Source organism: Kangiella sediminilitoris (genome assembly GCF_001708405.1).
Taxonomy (GTDB): Bacteria; Pseudomonadota; Gammaproteobacteria; order Enterobacterales; family Kangiellaceae; genus Kangiella; species Kangiella sediminilitoris.
Genome location: NZ_CP012418.1, coordinates 429,858 through 445,515, shown reverse-complemented (window position 1 = coordinate 445,515; position 15,658 = coordinate 429,858). Strand labels below are relative to the sequence as shown.

Below are 15,658 nucleotides of genomic sequence, written 5' to 3'. Positions count from 1 at the left end.
GTGTTAAAATAAACAGCGAAAGGCACAGCACGTCTGTGCCTTTTCTGTATCAGCCACATAAATAAATCATGCCTAAAATTTCCGAAGACTTTATACAACATATGAGCGAGCAGCTACAGGATAGAGAGCAGCTTGATAATCTGCTGGTGTCCTGCCAGAAACCATTACGTAAAAGTATTCGCGCTAATCGGCTCAAAATCACACCTCAACACCTCCGACAGCTGCTTGAAAGCCAGGGATATCGGTTTAACCCTATTCCTTGGTGCGAAGAAGGCGTCTGGCTGGAAGACTCAGCTCAAACTAATGATCTTGGAAACTGGGTACCTCACTTGCAGGGACAGTTTTATATCCAGGAAGCTAGCTCAATGCTACCGGTAGTTGCGCTGCTACATGAACTGGAACTGGATAAACCCATCTCCGTATTGGACATGGCGGCAGCTCCTGGTTCTAAGACGACACAGTTAGCAGCAGCCTTAGGGAACAAAGGATTAATTGTCGCAAACGAGTTATCTTCTTCAAGGCTAAAAGGGCTCCACTACAATATCCAGCGCTGTGGTGTCAGCAATACCTGTTTAACGCATACTGACGGCAGAACCTTTGGCGTACAAACGCCACAATTCTTTGATGCTATTCTACTTGATGCTCCTTGCGGCGGAGAAGGGACTGTTCGTAAAGATGAACAGGCATTGGCTGACTGGAATATCAATAACGTGCGTTCAATGGCGACACTACAAAAAGAGTTAATTGTCAGTGCGTTCAAGGCACTGAAGCCTGGAGGCCGACTGGTTTACTCCACCTGCACCCTGTCCAAAGAAGAAAACCAGGAAGTTTGCCAGCACCTGTTGAGAGAATATCCGGAGTCAGCATCCCCATACTCTCTTAAAAATTTATTTGAACAAGCAGGAGCAGCTTTAACAAAAGAAGGTTATCTTCAGGTCTATCCAAATATTTTTGATAGTGAGGGCTTTTTTGTCGCCTGTTTTGAAAAAAGTTCCGATGTCCTTCCAATGGAATCTCTAAAATCGTCATCATTAAAACCTTTTAACTTTCAGCCGCTGAGCCGAAAACAGGTCCAGCAATTTATTGAATATGCCAACCTATTTGCCTGGGATATAGCTGATTTTGCAGATAGCCTCTGGCTGAAAGAAGGTAAGTCTCGTGGTCAGGAAATATGGTTGCTACCAAAGGGTTGTGAAGAGCTGGCTCAAAAAATGAAGCTCAACCGTTACGGTATTAAACTGGCAGAAGTTATTAAGCAGGGCTACAAGCTCCACCACCAGGCTGCCATTTGCTTCGGTCAACTCTTTAGTCGGCAAGTGATTGAATTAACTTCTGAACAAGCGCAGGACTACCTCAGAGGAAAAGATATCTATCTGGAAAATAGTAGCAAGCAGAAACACAAAGAATTCCTGGTTACATATCAGGATATCCCTTTGGGTCTGGTCAAACACCTGGGAAGCCGGTTAAAAAACTCTTTACCACGAGATCTTGTTAGAGATAATGCGTTCGCCTAAGGTGAGCTGACATTAACGTCTTCAAGACTTGGAAGAACAAACTCCTTGCCTTTATAAGTCACAACCAGATCGTTTTCCAAAATTTCTTTTACATATAAGTTATCATCAATCCTATCGCCTTGGGCATAGGGTCTACCGTTAAGCATGACAAAACGATCTTTGGGTAACGTTGCGTAGATATGAGTAGTGTAGATCAGTGAGGGTAAATCAGCCTTGGTTAAACCACTGCTGCTTGCTGTGCCTTTATTTTGTGTTGACCGTGGAGGTGATGAATAAGATGAGCCAGGCGGTCTTGCCACTACTTTTTTCTCAACTCGCTGAACCACCGGCGATGCAACTTCTAACGGTTTAGAAACTACCATCGAGTTTTTATCGACAGCTTGTTCTGTGTTCTCAAGTTTTGTTTCTGGTAGCGCCTCATTTTTCTCTGACAAGCTCTCACTGCTTTCTCTATTGTCTACATTCTGCTGCTGTAGCGGCTGCTGTTTCAAGTACTGAGCAAACTGCTGTGAAGAAGGATTAAACAACATAAAAAGCAGCACAAAAATGGTTAGCACCAGTACCATAACTACCAGTGGCCATAACCAGCGTGACAAAGGCTTCTCCTCTTCCAGCTCGTAGATAGCATGCTCGCTGGACAAGTCTGGGATATTGTCATGCTCCTTTGAGGAGTTATTATTCTTATCTTTTTTTAACGCATCAAGAATATAAGACATTAACGTCCCCCTGGCTGGCTGCCACCAGTTTCAGAGTCTATAAGTTTGGGAATGTTATCTACAACCTGATTATTAATCATAATTACAGAGTGCTTACCCAAAATTCCATCTGCAACCAGGCCATGTGCCTGTTGAAATCCCAATAACCAGTTCTTCACCTCTGCACTAAAACGATCGGCCGGAGTTATATTAATATTGTCTATGGTATAAATTGCATCCGTAAGCCATCTAACAACAGGGCCTGAGTCTCCCACCATAGTCTGCTCCACAAATCCGTCCGGGATCTTCCAGAATAACTGATACTCCCCGAGCCATAATGGATTGAGCTCTGCTTGCTTCATTCGAACTTCGTTATTACCAAACTGAAGAACAAAATTATCACCCTCTATGGATTTCAAAGTACCCCAGAAGATACCCGATGTTTCTGTACCAAACTTTAAGTTTATTGGGCGATTTAGCTGTTTAATGTAATTCCAGTCTGCCATTCCAGAGTCACAGCTTAAATTATAATTTGCTGCATACTCGCAAGGTCTACTTGATTGATATGGGTAATAGGTTACACCCCAAAGCGCAAACAAGTTACGTGCAGACGTAACCCCCGTTCTGTCCCAGCTTTGTTCTCCCCAGAACTCTTGAGCAACTTCACCATTGGATCGATAGTTGCTGGTTCCATTTTCCGAGATACTTTGAGCGTTTTTGTCTACTTGCTCTGTATTATTCTCATGACTACTATCCTGCGAGATTTGCGCCTGGTTTTGCGTTATGGACTGCTTGTTTTGTGACGACACTTTGTCTTGAAACAAATAGTAATAAGGAGCGATGAGATAATAACCGATAGCCAGTAGTAATACTCCTGCAACGGCATACCATAGGTATCTCCCCTTCCCTTTTGGTAGTTTTTCAGGCTCTTCTTCACCTAATACTTCTTTAATGGCACGCCTGACAACAGGAACCGTGACCATGCTCATTTTTTCAACGGATGCACCAAGCAGAGCCCTGTCAGAAATAACATTGATCAGTCTTGGTACACCACCGCTGGCTTTATGTATTTCTTTAATTGCAGCCGGTTTAAACAGTGATCGTTGAAGGCCAGCAACTCGCAAACGATGCTCGATATAGGAAGATGTTTCATTCAAATTAAGAGGTTTTAGGTGATATCGTGCTGTGACACGTTGAGCCAGCTGCCTTAACTCTTTTTTTGCAAGCAACTCCTGCAATTCGGGCTGACCAATTAAAATAATTTGAAGCAGTTTTTTTTCATTGGTTTCCAGGTTTGTCAGCAACCGGATTTGCTCCATGACTTCGACACTGAGATTTTGCGCCTCGTCAATCATCAGAACGGTATTCAGTCCCTGAGCATGATTGCTCAACAAGTAGTCGCGGAGCAAGTCAGTAAACGCTTTTAAGCTATTCTCTCCAGGCCGGTATTCGATCCCTAGCTCATCACACATCGTCGCCATCAACTCAATGGCGTTCAATTTAGGGTTAAGGATGTATGCCAGTCTGACGTTATCAGAGAGCTGTTCAAGAAGACAACGGCAAACTGTAGTCTTACCAGTCCCAACTTCTCCGGTCAGCATGACAAATCCACCACCAGAACCAATACCATATAATAGGTGTGCCAGTGCATCCCTATGCCGCTCGCTCATGAATAAAAAGCGAGGATCTGGTGCTATTGTAAAAGGAGTATTTTTAAACCCAAAAAAATCGTTATACATAACGCAGCTCACAACCCTGTTGAGCAGATATTGTCTAACTTATCCGCTTTGCATATTATGAACAATATAGAGCAAAAGTCCTCATTGGTGCAATTTTTATGTTTAAAGGAAGTCGCTTATTTCTATTATTGTTAGCAGCCAGCATTGTTTCATCAGCTGATGCAAAAATCTACAAGTGGGTTGATGAGCAAGGTAATACCCATTTTTCAGACAAGCCCCCAAAAAATAAAAATATTAAGGCCACAGAGCAGAGTCTGGATAATATGAATGTGACTAATATGCCTCGTCCCGTTAAAACCAATCCTCTAACCGATTCTGAGTGCCAAAAGGCAGTGGATAATTTTAATAACAGCTACCAGAATCACCGAAAAAAAATTGAACAGCAGCTTGAAAATAAGTCCATTAATGATGTCCAGTTTGCCGATAAACTGACCGAACTGGAGCAGCTCAAAAAACAAATCACGCTTGAAAACTGTGGTAAAGCTGATCCTAAGCTCAATACCCTGCTACACTGTATGGCAAAGAATCCAAATACGCAGGTTTGTAGTTAATCTATGCAAATATATCTTGTTGGGGGCGCCGTTCGCGATAAACTTCTAGGTTTGCCGGTCAAAGACCGAGATTATGTGGTTGTGGGCGCGACTCCTGAGGAGATAGAAGCAAAAGGTTTTAAAGCTGTAGGAAGGGATTTTCCAGTTTATTTGCACCCTGATACGGGGGAAGAGTATGCCCTTGCTCGAACTGAGCGTAAATCTGGCCGAGGTTACAAAGGCTTTAAGGTTGAGTTCTCAAAGGATATAACCCTTGAGGATGACCTGATTCGTCGCGACTTAACGATTAACGCGCTGGCCCAGTCGGAAGATGGCAGTATCATTGATCCTTTCGGTGGACAGGACGATATAAAACGAAAAAAACTACGGCATATTTCTCCCGCGTTTGCCGAAGATCCATTGCGAGTTCTTCGGGTGGCCCGCTTTGCGGCAAGATTTCATTACCTGGGATTTGAGGTTGCCCCGGACACTTTGGCCCTTATGACAGAGCTTATCAACCAAGGTGAAATGGAATATTTAACTCCAGAGCGAGTGTGGACAGAAACTCATAAAGCATTATCCACACCCTCACCCCAGCTATACTTTGAAGTTTTAAGAGAATGTGGCGCCCTAAAAGTCATCTTTCCTGAATTGGATTGCTTATGGGGTATCCCTAATCCCGAGAAGTGGCACCCTGAGATCGATACCGGTGTTCACACCATGATGGTGCTGGAACAGGCAGCAAAAAAAAGTGAGCAGCCTATGGTTCGCTTTGCTGCGGTATTGCATGATCTGGGTAAAGGCGTTACTCCCTCAGAGCAGTGGCCTCAGCATCGAGGGCATGAAGAGTCAGGCGTTCCTCTGATTAAATCTTTATGCCGACGAATAAAGGCACCCAAAGATTACGAGAACCTTGCAATACAAGTGTCTCGATTCCACCTGCACAGCCATAAAATGTTCGAGCTCAAGGCTAAGACCGTATATAAAGTCTTAAAGTCTATAGGCGCCTATAGACAGGGTACCATTCTGGAACAGTTTATTATTGCCTGTGAGGCGGACTTTAATGGCCGCCTGGGGCTTGAGCAGGATCCCTACCCCCAAGCTCAACTCCTTCGTCAAAGCTATGAAGCTTCAAAAAACATTGATGCAAAACCTTTAATGGATAAGGGCCTTGAAGGTGCCAAACTTGGACAGGCAATAGAACGTGAGAGGATCAGTCGAATAAAGGAAACGCTGGAATCCATTAAGGCCGCAAACTAATAGCCATGCTTAGCTGAAGACAAAAAACAGCAAAACGACTCCGAGTATCAGTCGATACCAGACGAATGGCATAAAACCAATTTTTTCCAGCCACTTTAGGAAAAAGTGAATACAGGTAAAAGCGCTGACGGCAGAAACGATAACGCCAAGTACCAAAAAGCTCCAATCAAATTTCGCTCCCTCTTCTACTAGCTGATATCCTTTCAACCCTCCTGGAAGCAGGATTGCCGGTATGGATAACAGGAAAGAATAACGGGCTGCTGCCGTTCGAGAAAAACCCAACATAGCCGCTGCGGTCATGGTAATGCCGGAACGAGAAGTGCCGGGTATCAAAGCCAGTGCCTGAGCAACACCAATGACGAGAATATCCTTCCAACGCAGTTCATGCTCATTTTTAAACTCGGTTCTCTTTTTCCCGTTGTATTGAGTTTCAGCAAAAGCCAGTAATAAACCAAATACAATAGTTGTGGCTGCAATAACGGATACTGAGCGCAAATAGGTATCAACAATATCAAAGGCTTCTAGAAAGAGTCCAAACAACCCTACCGGAATCGTACCCCAGATAACCGCCCAGGCTAACCTTGAATTAGGTGTTGAACCCTTTCCAGAAACAGAGCCGAACCAGGCAGTAATCATTTCAACTACTTCCCTTCGGAAATACACCAGCACGGCTGTTAGCGTACCGACATGCACAGCAACATCAAATGCCAGCCCCTGATCTTGCCAGCCCAGAACCTTTGATGTCAGAATCAAGTGTGCTGAGCTAGAAATTGGTAAGAATTCCGTTAGGCCCTGAATCAGGGCTAAAAATAATGCCTGTAACCAATCCATATTTTTCTCGTTTTATTGTTAACCGTAGCGCTGAAGCCTTATACGGTAGTTATATTAATTTTTTAATCGACTGCTTTTTCATATCTCATATCAGTACCAGATATGCAGATGTTGTGAGGGTAGCAGGTTGTATACGGTTCACTATTTTGTCAGGCCAACATAAAAGCCATAACACATCACTTCAATAAATATAATAAACCAGAACCAGGCACCAAAGCCGACAGCCTTCAAGGTAAAAGTATCAAGCTTCTTACTTCTCCATACCAAAAAGGTGGATAGGCCCGCAGATACCACAACTGCAAGAGCTAATAGCCAGTACCAACTATCATCTTTCCCTGCCGCAGCAAAGGACAGCGGTGGAAATAAAGTGATAAAACAAGCAAGCAAAACTTTTTTCATAGTGCTCTGAAACCAGTAAGTATTCCTGTAAAATTTTTAGATAGACCGAGAACCTTAATATTCTGGCCCATTTCAGTTGGCATCAGCAGCGTCTGTAACTGTTGCGCTACTGAGAAGGTGGTAATTGTACCAGAATCCTGCTCCTGAGCCACAAACTGCTCAATACCACTGAGCGTTAAAAACAACGATTGTGATGTAAACCCTAAAACATCAGCCCCCTGCTCCTTTGCCGCTTCCGCCAGCCGTGTAAAGTTTACCGAAGCAGTAATATCCTGCAGACCAACCAACGCCATTGGTGTCGAGTGTTTACGTTGGCGATAATAACACTGTAAGGTTCCCTGTGGCCGATAAGGAGAGTAAAGTTCTTCTTGTTCATAGCCATAGTCCAATAACAAAATACAGCCTTGCTCAAGGCAATCGAGTATAGCCCTTAACCAATCACTTCTTAACTCCGAGGTCTCTGCTAGATAACCTTCAGGCCACTGAGAGCAAAGTTCACTATGATTCTTGTGCCAGCCACGACTAAAGTCGGTCGGTTTGAAAACCAGCGAAAAACCCTCGTCATCCTGTTTGACGAATCCCTGAGCTAGCCCCTGTTCTGTTTTCATTAACAGCTCAAAAGGTATTGCATCAATGACTTCGTTACCCAGAATAACCCCATTAAAATTATCCGGTAATGAATCTAGCCACACGACTTTGCTGGTTAAATGCGGAAGTTCTTCCTGAAGGAGCAGTTGTTGCCGTTGTCGCAGTTCAGCTGAAACTTCCAATACGAAATAAGAATCGGGAAGTTTATTTTCTTTTTCCAGCTGCATTAAAAGATCACACATCAGCCGCCCTGAACCAGCACCAAGCTCTAGGATTGTTGCTTTAGTGTGCTCAAAAGCTTGACCAACACTCTTAGCTAAAGTTTTGCCAAAGAGTGTGGATACTTCAGGAGCTGTAACAAAGTCCCCTTCTGCCCCCAGCTTGTAACTTCCCGCACTGTAATAACCCAGTCCTGGTGCATAGAGTGCCTGCTGTACAAACTCAGCGAAACTGATTTCCTGTTTTAAGCTGATGAGTTCTGATATCTTCTGTGACAGCTCAAAGCTGGTATCAATAGCAAAAGGTTCGGGCTGCGGAACGTCTAACAATTGGCACTGCTTTTTTATCAGTTGCTGATAAGAGCTTCTATCACGACAGAAAGCTGGAAAACGGTAATTATCCACCATCGACATTATAAAAATTCACCACCATCAATGGGTAAAACAGTACCTGTAATAAAGTCCTGCCCAACCAGAAACTTAACGGCATCGCCAATTGCTTTAGGAGAGCCCGTTCTTGCCAGAGGGATATGCTCGGCCATCCGCTCGAAATGGTCCTGACTCGCTCCCGGTGGCGGCATGATTGCTCCTAGTGCCAGACCATTTACCTGAACGTTCGGTGCCAGCTCTCTGGCCAGAGATTCTGTCATATGCCATAGACCTGACTTAGAGAGTCGATAAACCATATGATCGCCTGCAGGGTGATTAATTCGAGCATCGAGAATGTTTATGATATGAGCTGAGACAGGAGCATGTTCAACGAAAGCTTGTGACAGTAATAAGGGTGCTCTTAGGTTCAATCCCATAATTGAGTCCCAGTCACCAAGCGACTCCATGATCGAGTCGGCTTCTGGAAAAATCGCCGCACTGTTGACCAGAACCGATAAATGATTATCAGCGAATACTCTATTAATCAGTTCATGACAATGCTCGGGGTCGATTAGATTGGCCTGATATAGTTTAACTTCTACACCGTATTTTTTAAGCTCTTCTGCTGTTTGCACAGCTGCCTGCGACGAATGGTTATAATGCAGCGCGATATCGTACCCCTGCTCAGCCAAAGAAAATGCAATTGCTTTACCAACACGAATCGCACCACCCGTCACTAATGCTGTTTTTCTTGTCATATTAATTCCCGTTACCCCAGTCAAAATCGATCGCCCACAATTTTTGCTCTTCTTTTTTACGGAATGCCTGCCATAACGTCTCGTACGTTTTACCTTCAACTGGATGCACTAAATTTGGCGCTATTTCCGCCAAAGGCTGCAAAACAAATGCGTGATACAACACTTCATCCCGTGGCAAACGAATGGGCTTCTCACAGACAATATCGTCATACAGCAACAAATCGATATCCAGAGTCCGATTACTGAATTTCTCACCACCGCGAACCCGGCCAGCCTGCTTTTCAATTCGCTTGAAGGCGTGGTCGACTTGAGAAATGGTCATTTGCGTTCTAGCTGATGCAACCAAGTTGAGAAAGTTGTCCCCCTCAAACCCAACGGCTTCACTCTCGTATACGTGCGAGACATGCAGGTCAGAAAAGAAATAACTCAACTGTTTCAGGCCATACCGAACCTGACGCTCTGCGTCCTGATTACTGCCAATGCTGATATAAATGGTAGGCATATAACTAACCTTTTAATGAGCCCGTTACGCTTTTTCACCACGCTCAATTAAAACACCGACGTTTTTTGAGCCCCGAACTGCTCCAGGCTTACTCAGTTTGAGCTTTAACCAAGGCACTCCAAATTCACTACGAATAATGTGAGCAATTTTTTCTGCCAGGGTTTCCACTAACTGAAACTCGGACTCCTCTACAAAGCTTATCACACGCTTAGCCACCGACTTATAGTCCAGACATTGATCAATAGTATCTTCCTGAGCGGCTGGGCGAATATCATGCGCCATTTCCAAATCGATACTAATGGTCTGGCGAATTTGCCTTTCCCAGTCATAAATACCAATCACTGTATCGACCTTTAAATCTTCAATAAAAACGATATCCACGGCTTTTCTCTGTTTATTCATGTTGTTAGTCCGATAGAATATCAAATTCCTGTCAATTTGTTATCAATCCTCGAATTTTTTGTATACACTAGACTCCACAAGAGCTGCGAAGCAGCCTATCTGTAAACTTAGAGATAATGACATGGTTAACAACAGTCGACATACGCGATTACTAACCAGCGCTAATTCCATGGCGCTACTGTGTCCTTCTCAAAGTCAGAACGCTGAGAGATAAGGAATTCGTTCATGGAATGGGAAGTCATTGGATTATGGATTTTAGCTTACCTAACTGGCTCTATATCCAGTGCGGTCATTGTATGTCGTATCATGCAATTGCCCGATCCTCGTGACTTCGGGTCTCACAACCCAGGCGCGACAAACGTTCTTCGTCTTGGCGGTAAAAAGGCCGCGCTATTCACTTTGCTCGGTGACATGCTCAAAGCAGTCATCCCTATCTTGATAGGCTACGCTCTTGAGCTGCATAATCGAAACCTGGGCTGGATTGGTTTCATGGCCTTTATAGGTCACCTTTATCCTCTGTACTTTAATTTTAAAGGTGGAAAGGGTATGGCAACCTACTTTGGCGCGCTGGTCGCTCTCTCGCCTTTACTGTTAGCCTACTGCATAGTCACCTGGCTTGTAACAGCTTTCTTTACCCGTTATTCATCTCTTGCATCACTGCTATCCAGCTTTGCTGTTGCAGCGTTTGGCTTTTACATGGATCATAAGTACTTCTTCCCGTTATTTGCTATGTTCCTGATCATGATGTGGCGTCATCGAAAAAATATCAAAAGTCTATGGCACGGTACTGAGAGTAAAATTACCGACAAAAAGTTTTCTAAACGTAAGAGCACTGAATGAGTCACCCGCACAACCCAAATCCTTTAAGACTGTTGCCACTTCTAGCCTCAATTGTTGCCATATCCCCGTTGGCTATTGATATGTACCTGCCAGCGATGCCAACTATTGCTGAAGACTTATCAACTACTACAACCGCCGTTCAAAACTCTTTGAGTATCTACCTTGCCGGGTACGCTGTCGGCATGCTGATTTTTGGCCCTTTGGCTGATCGAATTGGTCGACGAAAAGTTGTCATTATGGGACTGATTGGATTTGCTGCTTTTTCTATAGCCTTAGCCTTTGCTGAGAGTATAGAAAGTTTTTTAACGATGCGTTTTTTTCAGGCAGCCATTAGCAGCGGTGCGACGGTTGTCGTTCCCGGCGTAATCCGGGATATGTACGGCAGACATACAGCAAAGGGACTGTCTTACGTCAGCATGATTATGATGGTAGCCCCCATGATCGCTCCAAGCATTGGCAGTGGCATACTGCACTTCGCCAGCTGGCGTACAATTTTCGTCGTACTCGCAATATACAGCCTAATAATACTGGGCTTATCGTTGTGGAAACTCCCCAGCAGTATGCCATCAAAGAAAAACCGTCGCTGGTTACATGAGTTTGCACATAATTACAAAACCGTTTTTACTCACCGAACGGCACGCCTTGATATTTTTAGTGCCATGTTTGCTACGTTCGCTTTTTTCTGTTACCTAACGTCCATCTCATATGTCTACATCGAACATTTCGGTGCCAGTGAGACCCTTTTCAGTATACTGTTCGGTCTTAACGTCGTCAGCCTTTTAGCCAGCAACTTAATCAATAGCCGTCTGGTTGAGAAACTTGGCTCGCGTAAACTGCTTCGCTTCGGTACGGTCTACGCTCTATTTACAGGAAGTTTTTTCTTTGCCGTGATACAACTGGATTTGGGGATTTACTGGGTAGCAACCGCACTATTTTTCTTGCTGGGCTCCCTTGCTTTTATTGCTACCAATTCTGATGGTCTAGTGCTGAATACTTTCGCTGAGAAGAGTGGCACAGCGACCGCAGTTATTGGAACCTTACGCTTTGGCTCCGGTGCGGTAGCGGGCCCATTGCTCGCGCTACTTTTCGATGGTACGCCTCACAACTTTGCATGGCTGGTAATGACGGCTTTGGTCATGGTTTTTATTGTTCAGTTAATGAACCTAAGACGACCTGAACAATAATCTAATCCAGTTCGGCAATAGGCCAGCGAGGCTTTGCTCTTACAGCGGGCTCTTCAAACTCACCCTGTCCCTTCTTTATCGCTTGATATCGACAATAACCGGCGTAGGCAATCATAGCGCCATTGTCGGTACAGAACTTAGGTCGTGGGTAGTAAGCTTTGCCGCCTTTAGACTCGAGCAAGTCACTCAATTTAGCTCTCAGCGCGACATTTGCACTAACGCCTCCGGCTACAACTAATCGCTTATGACCCGTCTGCTCCAGCGAACGACGGCATTTAATAAAAATGGTGTCGACCACGGCCTCCTGAAAGGCATAGGCAATATCTGCCAACGACTGTTGCGACTTATCAGAATCCTTATATAAATTAGCAACTGCCGTTTTGAGGCCACTGAAACTGAAGTCTAGACCGGGGCGATCAGTCATGGGGCGTGGCAGCTTATAAATACTGGCTCGACCCTGCTCCGCCAACTTAGCCAGGGCTGGTCCTCCGGGATATCCTAAACCCATAATCTTAGCGGTTTTATCGAATGCTTCTCCGGCCGCATCATCAATCGACTCTCCTAAAATGTCATACTGTCCTAAGCCTTTAACATCCACTAACAGAGTATGCCCCCCTGATACTAACAATGCTACAAAGGGAAAATCAGGCTTATTGTCTTCCAACATAGGTGCCAGCAGATGTCCTTCCATGTGATGAACCCCAATCGCGGGAATATCCCAGGCGAAAGCGAGACTCCGACCAACACCAACCCCCACAAAAAGTGCACCAATCAGACCAGGGCCTTTGGTATAAGCAATAGCATCAATATCATCTTTTGTGCAATTTGCCTGCTGTAGTACTTCTTTGACCAGCGGAATGGTTTTTCTAACGTGATCACGAGAAGCAAGCTCGGGCACAACGCCACCATACTCTGCGTGCAATTTCACTTGACTGTAAAGAGCGTCACCAACAATCCCCTGTTCAGAGTCATAAATGGCAATACCCGTTTCATCGCAAGAGGTTTCAATTCCAAGAATCTTCAATGATTAGCCTCAACTTCATAAAAAATTTATCAGCCTTGAACTAGGCCGACTGGTTGCAGAAATTATATAGAAATCAATGTAATTTAGCGAGTACACTCGAGTCAGCAAAAGTTCGGCGATTACATAACAATAAATAGAACCAGTTCATAGCTATAAGTATCAGTTCTCGTTAACTTTAAACTACCAAAGGTAAGGGGGATGATATGAAAAAAACCATAATATACGCTGCTGTCGTTACTGCGATTGCCAGCACACACACACAACTTGCTAAAGCAGCTGAAAATAATTCAGCTGAAGATGCAGAAGCTAAGAAAATCATTGTAACTGGTACACGCGTGAGTGGCCGAACCATAGAAGATACGGCTGTACCCGTAGACATTATCACGAACGAAATAATCGAAGAATCAGGAGCCAGCGAAGTTGGCGAGCTATTACAAAAACTGGCACCATCCTTTAACTTTTCGCGTACCACAGTCAGTGATGGTACCGATATCATCCGCCCAGCAACACTGCGCGGTCTAGGTCCTGATCAGGTATTAATTCTGGTCAACGGAAAGCGCCGCCACAGTCAAGCATGGGTAAATATCCAACAAACTATTGGTCGCGGCTCTGCCGGTACCGATATCAACTCTATTCCAGTTTCCGCCATCGAACACATCGAAGTTTTGCGTGACGGCGCAGCGGCACAATATGGTTCTGATGCCATTGCAGGAGTAATTAATATTATCCTCAAAGGTGGTAGCGCTGGCACTAGCCTTTCTGGAAAATGGGGTAAAACCAAAGAAGGTGACGGTGAAGTAAAGCAAGTATCAGCGAACAGCACCGTCGAACTTGGTGACACGGGTTTTTTAAATTTAACAGCTGAGTTTCGTGATCGCGGTGCAACTAATCGAGCCGGAATCAGTAACCGTAAAGATCGTGTCATTATGCGTCTTGGCGACTCATCTTCAAAAAATAAATATTTATTCTTCAATGGCGAAGCCGGCTTGACCTATTTCTTTGGCGGCGTTTCCTCTCGTACAGGTGAGTCCGGGGGTTTCTATCGTTTTGAAGACCGCGCTGACCGTAACGTCCCCCAGGTTTATCCTGATGGCTTCCTTCCTCTGCAAAATACTGAGGTAGATGATACATCGCTAGCGTTTGGTGTGCGAGACTTCATAGGTGAGTCGTGGGAATACGATTTAAGCGCAGTCTATGGTAAAAATGAATTTGGCTTTGCCGCCTCAAACTCCATTAATGCCTCAATTGCAGCCGAGTACCTATTTAATAACCCAGGTGCTACTGATGCAGACATTGCAGCCAATTCTGGCCCTACTTCTGCAGACAGCGGCGGTATTAAATTTACTCAGCTTACCTATAACTTCGACCTCAGCAGCCCATTAGATTGGGGGCTATATAATGATGTGTATTTTTCAACAGGTCTTGAATATCGTGAAGAGGAATATGGCATTAATGCAGGTGAATTAGCTTCGTACTCTTGCGGGTATACAGGGAGCACCAACAACCCATTCCCATCAGTTATTGATCCTAGCGTTGCCGCCGCCTGCGGCATGCAGGGCTTTCCTGGCTACAGTCCAGAAATTGCAGCATCGAGTCAACGTGAACGAGATAACTATGCTTTTTACGTAGATCTGGAAACTAACTTGACCGATGATTTTCTACTAGGTATTGCTGCCAGGTATGAAGATTTTAGTGATGCTGGCGACACAACGACAGGAAAAATTTCTGCCCGCTGGGATATTACCGGTTCCTTCGGTCTGCGAGGTGCCGTGTCTACGGGTTTCCGTGCACCAAGCCTTGCTCAGCGTGCCTTTACTACCGTTTTTACCGATGTTGATGGCACAGAATTATCTCAAACCTTCCATGCCCCTGAAGGCAGTGAGTTTGCCGCAGCTTATGGTGTTGAACAACTTGAACATGAATCTTCTGAGAATGCCAGTATCGGTATGGTTTACAGCCCGGGAGATGGTTTAAGTATTTCACTGGACGCTTATCAAATTGATATTGAAGATCGGATTGTTCTCGGTGGTGGCCTGAACGGACAGGATCTTGATGCCAATGGCGACCCTGTTATCAACCAGACTGCTTTGGATTTTTTGAATGCCAACGGCTACAACAAAGGTCAGTTCTTCTCGAATGCGATCGATACAGAAACGTTTGGTGCGGATTTAGTGCTTACATATGATTGGGGCACCGATGCATGGGGTGACTTCACTTTCACTTGGTTAACACATTATAACCGAACCGAAATTAAGGAAATTAATGCTCCAGAAGGGGTACTACCGGAAACGCTCTTCTCACAGGCTCAGGTTGACAACGTTGAAACGGGGCAGCCACGGCAGCGATTGTTACTTGGTTTAGACTGGGATATCAATGACTGGTCGACCTCACTGAAGATAAACCGCTACGGTAAGGTAAAAACCTCTTTTTTTACCTGTCAGGGACTGGGTATCCCAACGGAAAACCCAGATGTCTGTAATGGTGACCTTGGCATAGACCCATCACCAGCGGTTCGTTCCAGCGCCAAATGGTTAGCCGATTTGGAATTCCGTTACAACTTTGATAACGGCGTAATGTTTACCATCGGTGGCAACAATATTACTGATGAGTATCCTGATAAACTGCCACAAAACTCCGCTCATCGTTTCATTAGTGATGCACCGGAATTTGGTAATTACATCTATCCATGGGAGTCAACGCCATTTGGCATTAATGGTGCTTTTTACTACATAAAACTGGATTACAGTCCTGAGTAAATAACAAAAATCAAAAAAAAAGGCCCCGAAAGGGGTCTTTTCTTTGCTT

15 protein-coding genes are annotated in these 15,658 nt (G+C 44.6%); 6 read left to right on the top strand and 9 right to left on the bottom strand.

What is annotated here, in order from left to right:
- The first annotated feature begins 68 nt into the window (after positions 1-68).
- Positions 69-1,514, top strand: coding sequence for a 16S rRNA (cytosine(1407)-C(5))-methyltransferase RsmF (gene rsmF, locus KS2013_RS02170; protein WP_068989063.1), 1,446 nt, complete (start codon positions 69-71; stop codon positions 1,512-1,514).
- On the opposite strand, the gene KS2013_RS02165 is transcribed toward rsmF, so the two are convergent.
- On the bottom strand, positions 1,511-2,230 hold the full coding sequence (locus KS2013_RS02165) for a general secretion pathway protein GspB (protein ID WP_068989055.1): 720 nt from the start codon (positions 2,228-2,230) through the stop codon (positions 1,511-1,513). The genes rsmF and KS2013_RS02165 overlap by 4 nt on opposite strands.
- Positions 2,230-3,948: an ExeA family protein gene (locus tag KS2013_RS02160; protein ID WP_068989051.1), complete on the bottom strand. Its 1,719-nt coding sequence runs from the start codon at positions 3,946-3,948 to the stop codon at positions 2,230-2,232. The genes KS2013_RS02165 and KS2013_RS02160 overlap by 1 nt, the downstream gene beginning before the upstream one ends.
- A 98-nt stretch (positions 3,949-4,046) precedes the next feature.
- On the opposite strand from KS2013_RS02160, the gene KS2013_RS02155 reads away from it, so the two are divergent.
- Together KS2013_RS02155 and KS2013_RS02150 are read left to right on the top strand one after the other, a co-directional pair.
- Positions 4,047-4,499, top strand: a complete 453-nt coding sequence (locus KS2013_RS02155; protein ID WP_068989046.1) for a DUF4124 domain-containing protein — start codon at positions 4,047-4,049, stop codon at positions 4,497-4,499.
- Positions 4,500-4,502: 3 nt separating this feature from the next.
- On the top strand, positions 4,503-5,738 hold the full coding sequence (locus tag KS2013_RS02150) for a multifunctional CCA addition/repair protein (RefSeq protein ID WP_068989043.1): 1,236 nt from the start codon (positions 4,503-4,505) through the stop codon (positions 5,736-5,738).
- 9 nt (positions 5,739-5,747) lie between these two features.
- On the opposite strand, the gene KS2013_RS02145 is transcribed toward KS2013_RS02150, so the two are convergent.
- The 6 genes from KS2013_RS02145 to folB form a co-directional block, all read right to left on the bottom strand.
- Positions 5,748-6,569 (bottom strand): undecaprenyl-diphosphate phosphatase, encoded by an 822-nt coding sequence (locus tag KS2013_RS02145; protein ID WP_068989040.1) that lies wholly within the window; start codon positions 6,567-6,569, stop codon positions 5,748-5,750.
- 141 nt (positions 6,570-6,710) lie between these two features.
- Entirely contained in the window at positions 6,711-6,968 is a 258-nt protein-coding gene (locus tag KS2013_RS02140) for a hypothetical protein (protein ID WP_068989037.1), read from the bottom strand.
- Entirely contained in the window at positions 6,965-8,188 is a 1,224-nt protein-coding gene (locus tag KS2013_RS02135) for a class I SAM-dependent methyltransferase (protein ID WP_083217760.1), read from the bottom strand. Before KS2013_RS02135 ends, KS2013_RS02140 begins: the two co-directional genes overlap by 4 nt.
- A complete protein-coding gene (locus KS2013_RS02130; protein WP_083217759.1) occupies positions 8,188-8,901 on the bottom strand; it encodes an SDR family oxidoreductase in 714 nt (237 codons plus the stop codon). The genes KS2013_RS02135 and KS2013_RS02130 overlap by 1 nt, the downstream gene beginning before the upstream one ends.
- A gap of 1 nt (position 8,902) precedes the next feature.
- Positions 8,903-9,403 (bottom strand): 2-amino-4-hydroxy-6-hydroxymethyldihydropteridine diphosphokinase, encoded by a 501-nt coding sequence (gene folK / locus KS2013_RS02125; RefSeq protein WP_068989034.1) that lies wholly within the window; start codon positions 9,401-9,403, stop codon positions 8,903-8,905.
- Positions 9,404-9,427: 24 nt separating this feature from the next.
- On the bottom strand, positions 9,428-9,784 hold the full coding sequence (gene folB, locus KS2013_RS02120) for a dihydroneopterin aldolase (protein WP_068994303.1): 357 nt from the start codon (positions 9,782-9,784) through the stop codon (positions 9,428-9,430).
- 246 nt (positions 9,785-10,030) lie between these two features.
- Between folB and plsY the strand changes: the two genes are divergently transcribed.
- Together plsY and KS2013_RS02110 are read left to right on the top strand one after the other, a co-directional pair.
- Positions 10,031-10,645 (top strand): glycerol-3-phosphate 1-O-acyltransferase PlsY, encoded by a 615-nt coding sequence (gene plsY, locus KS2013_RS02115; RefSeq protein ID WP_068989031.1) that lies wholly within the window; start codon positions 10,031-10,033, stop codon positions 10,643-10,645.
- Positions 10,642-11,829 carry a multidrug effflux MFS transporter gene (locus KS2013_RS02110; RefSeq protein WP_068989023.1) on the top strand — a complete coding sequence of 396 codons (1,188 nt, stop codon included), beginning with the start codon at positions 10,642-10,644 and terminating at the stop codon, positions 11,827-11,829. The genes plsY and KS2013_RS02110 overlap by 4 nt, the downstream gene beginning before the upstream one ends.
- A gap of 1 nt (position 11,830) precedes the next feature.
- Here KS2013_RS02110 and tsaD read toward each other — a convergent pair whose 3' ends face one another.
- Entirely contained in the window at positions 11,831-12,853 is a 1,023-nt protein-coding gene (tsaD, locus tag KS2013_RS02105) for a tRNA (adenosine(37)-N6)-threonylcarbamoyltransferase complex transferase subunit TsaD (RefSeq protein ID WP_068989019.1), read from the bottom strand.
- Between the two features lie 203 nt (positions 12,854-13,056).
- Between tsaD and KS2013_RS02100 the strand changes: the two genes are divergently transcribed.
- Entirely contained in the window at positions 13,057-15,609 is a 2,553-nt protein-coding gene (locus tag KS2013_RS02100; protein ID WP_068989015.1) for a TonB-dependent receptor plug domain-containing protein, read from the top strand.
- The last annotated feature ends 49 nt before the right edge of the window (positions 15,610-15,658 follow it).